The 3,358-nt window shown below is 42.4% G+C and carries 4 protein-coding genes; all 4 read left to right on the top strand.

What is annotated here, in order from left to right; all coding sequences use genetic code 11:
- The coding region (locus PX481_RS17215) for a glycosyltransferase (protein WP_288095159.1) at positions 1-414 on the top strand (414 nt) is incomplete at its 5' end.
- Positions 415-534: 120 nt separating this feature from the next.
- Entirely contained in the window at positions 535-1,794 is a 1,260-nt protein-coding gene (locus PX481_RS17210) for a glycosyltransferase family 39 protein (RefSeq protein ID WP_223212939.1), read from the top strand.
- An 81-nt stretch (positions 1,795-1,875) separates the two neighbouring features.
- Entirely contained in the window at positions 1,876-2,493 is a 618-nt protein-coding gene (locus tag PX481_RS17205; RefSeq protein ID WP_288095156.1) for a CP12 domain-containing protein, read from the top strand.
- A 97-nt stretch (positions 2,494-2,590) separates the two neighbouring features.
- Positions 2,591-3,097, top strand: coding sequence for a DUF1269 domain-containing protein (locus tag PX481_RS17200; protein WP_002756665.1), 507 nt, complete (start codon positions 2,591-2,593; stop codon positions 3,095-3,097).
- The last annotated feature ends 261 nt before the right edge of the window (positions 3,098-3,358 follow it).

The raw sequence follows: 3,358 nt of genomic DNA, 5'->3' as shown, positions 1-3,358 counted from the left end.
TGGCATCTCGGTATCTGGCATCATTGTTATTTTACGGGCTTTATGTCCGATGAAAACCTCGATCGCTTCCAAACCGTGGCCGATTGTGCCGTTTTTCCCAGTCTTTACGAACCTTTTGGTATTGTCGCCTTGGAAAGTTTCGCCGCTAGGGTTCCCGTCGTAGTTTCCGATACCTGCGGTTTTCCCGAAGTTGTCCGTCATGGCCAAACGGGAATTGTCACCCGCGTCAATAATCCTGATTCCCTCGCTTGGGGCATTTTGGAGGTTTTAAATCATCCCGAATACGCCCACGAATTAGTTAATAACGCCTACGAAGACCTAGAAAAACGCTTTCATTGGGCGAATTTAGCCCGTCAAACTGAGACAGTATATGGTTTGGTTGTCCAAGAACGACAACTGGTAGAATGGCGTTAATCAGGGATCGGTTTTTTAGCCGTCAGCCATCCTGAAGCCGTCCCGATTTTCTTCTGGACAAACCTAATTAACTAGAGCATAATCTTAGGAAAGTAATTTCCTCGACACAAAATTATGAATATGCTGAAAATAACTAAGGATTTTAATCCCGCTCAACTAGCAAGTGTCCTGGTCAATTTCATCGGTTTTGTGGTTTTATTGACCTGTGTACTTCTTTCTCCCCATGCTCTCGTTTATGATGAAGTTTATCACTTACCGTTAGTAGATTTATTAAATCAATACGGTTTATCCTATCGATTCTTACGCGGTACAGGACAATCGGCCCCAGGTCCGTTATACCCGATAATTCATTATATCTTTCAGCCCTTGACCAATTTGCAAGCCCCTGCCGTTAGGTTGGTTAATATTCTTCTTTTATTACTGTTAATTTTAGTCCTGAGTTTAACCCTGCAAAAAATTTTCAAAATTCCCCAGCCACTGGTCTCTAGTCTGACAATTATGGGCTTACCGATGATTTGGGTGATTACGGGCATGGCTCTCACGGAAATCCCTGGTATGCTCTTGGCAACTTTAGCAATTTTCTTGATATTTATAGCTCTAGAAAAAATTGCAGATAACCGGCAAATGAGCTTAGGAATAGCCGCTCTGAGTGGATTATGTTTAGGGATAGCAATCCTAGGCAGACAAACTTTTCTCGTTCTGGTGTTTATCTTGCCAATACTAACAATTAGTTCCTCAAAAAAATCTTGGCAACCTTTAATATTATGCTGGTTAACTTCTGGAATTTTACCCGCTATCGTTTTTAGCGTATGGGGTGGATTAGTTCCCCCCGGTCAAAGTTCATTATCTTCTGGATATTCTCTGGTAAACGGATTTCTTTCCTTTGCCTACACCGGTCTTTTATTATTTATCCTCGCTCCCAAATGGTTCAGCTTGAATAAGGTGATAATAATATCTGTCCTGGTCAGCAGCTTTCTAGGCAACGCTATCTTTAAAATCCTTTCTATTCGTCCAGCCTACCAAGTTTTCCAGAAAATTATTCCCGATCCTACTTGGCTAAGTTTCTTTTTCTATTTAGCTTCCTCCTGTCTGCTTGCCTTTGGAATTCTTTTTCTGATTGCCAGCCTCAACAATTGCCGAGATCACTATAAAGATAGTAAATTTCTGTTTTTAAATGTTGCCGTGATCGTAGTTGCCGCTACAGCTTTTAAAATTACCCATTATTATTCGACTCGCTATACAGCTACAGCTATTCCATTCTTGATCCTGTTAGCCCAGTATTATACCAAAGATAACTATTTCAAGGTAGCCCGCTTATTGCTGGGGAATGTTGTCGGCTGTTTGATGTTAGTTTCTTATTTTTTGCGTCCTTGGAACTAGAAATCTTGCCAGATGGGATTCTTTGATTTTTGACAAGGATATACCTTAAAATAACAAAGGCACAACTTAACTTCTCCAACTATGACCATGAAAGCAGCTGAAATTATGACCACGGAGGTGGCCAAGATTAAAGGTTCTGAAACCGTTGCCAAAGCGGTACAATTGATGAGAGAAAAGAACATTAGAACTCTCATTGTCGATCGCCGTCACGATGAAGATGCTTACGGAATTATCACTGAAACCGATATTGTCTATAAAGTCGTCGCTTTCGGTCAAGATCCGCAAAAAGTGCGCGTCTATGAAGTGATGAGCAAACCCTGCATCGTGATTAATCCCGACCTCGGGGTTGAATATGTGGCCCGCTTATTTGCTAATACCGGTATTCGTTTCGCACCAGTAATTAAAGGCGGTTTGCTCGGTGTTATATCCGTTAGCGACATTCTCCATAAAGGTAACACCGTCGAAAAGCCCCGCAGTCTTGATTTAGAAGCGGAGATTATCAAAGCTAGAGATATTGCCCGGGCAGTATGTGCTGAAAAAGGGGGAAATTCTCCCGATTGTGCTGCAGCTTGGGATATTGTTGAGGAATTACAGGCAGAATTGGCACACCAACGCGCTAAAAAACCGGAAAAAACCTATTTTGAGGAATACTGTCAAGAAAATCCCGATGCTTTTGAAGCTCGTATTTATGACACCTAATCCCCATGGCTTTGAGGTATTCTCCGATACCTCAAACTTTTTAATCCGGCAAAAGTAGTGTATAAAGGTTTTATTTACTAATAATCGAGGAAAAACTATGGCCGATCTATTTGTCATCGCCTATGAGGACGAATTTAAAGCAGAAGAAGTTCGTTTAACTTTGGCTAAACTGCAACAGGAACATCTCATCGAGTTAGAAGATGCTGCCGTAGTGGTTAAAAACAAAGATGGCCAGATTAAACTCAAGCAAGCGGTCAATTTAACGGCAGCGGGAGCCGCCAGTGGCAGTTTCTGGGGATTATTAATCGGAATGCTCTTTTTATCCCCTTTATTAGGGGCCGTCCTCGGTGCTGCTGGTGGCGCTTTGGGAGGTGCTTTAAGTGATATCGGTGTGGATGACAATTTTATGCGGGAATTGGGAGAAACCATGCAGCCAGGTACATCTGCTCTCTTTGTTCTCGTCCAAAAAGTTACCCCCGATAAGGTCCTCGATGAAGTGGCCCCCTACGGAGGTAAAGTGTTACGCACTTCTTTGACCAAAACCGACGAAGCTGAATTACAGAAAATTCTCGACCAAAGAGGTGTTCAACCCGAAACCGTTTAGGATATGGGTCCATAAAAGCCAGAAAAAGGGAATATATTTCCCTTTTTGCTTTTTGAGCAAGAATGGGTTTAGCATGACCACCACAGCAGCTATAAAATAAGAAACAATCAATAATTAGGGCTTGCTGAAAAAGTTTTTCGGTGGTGGCAGGGTGTGGGGTGTGGGGTGTGGGGTGTGGGGTGTGGGGTTTTATCGATTTTCAGGTGGTCAACTACCTAATTTTCAGGGAAAAAGTACCTGAATTTTCCCCCCAATCACTCC

This window comes from Microcystis sp. M53603_WE2 (genome assembly GCF_030065435.1).
The sequence above is the reverse complement of the archived record's forward strand: the minus strand, read 5'-3'. Positions and strand labels throughout refer to the sequence as shown.

Bases quoted from the DNA above. Each gene is read 5' to 3' on its own strand.
- PX481_RS17210 (WP_223212939.1), top strand. From the start codon at position 535: ATGCTGAAAATAACTAAGGATTTTAATCCCGCTCAACTAGCAAGTGTC.
- PX481_RS17205 (WP_288095156.1), top strand. From the start codon at position 1,876: ATGACCATGAAAGCAGCTGAAATTATGACCACGGAGGTGGCCAAGATT.
- PX481_RS17200 (WP_002756665.1), top strand. From the start codon at position 2,591: ATGGCCGATCTATTTGTCATCGCCTATGAGGACGAATTTAAAGCAGAA.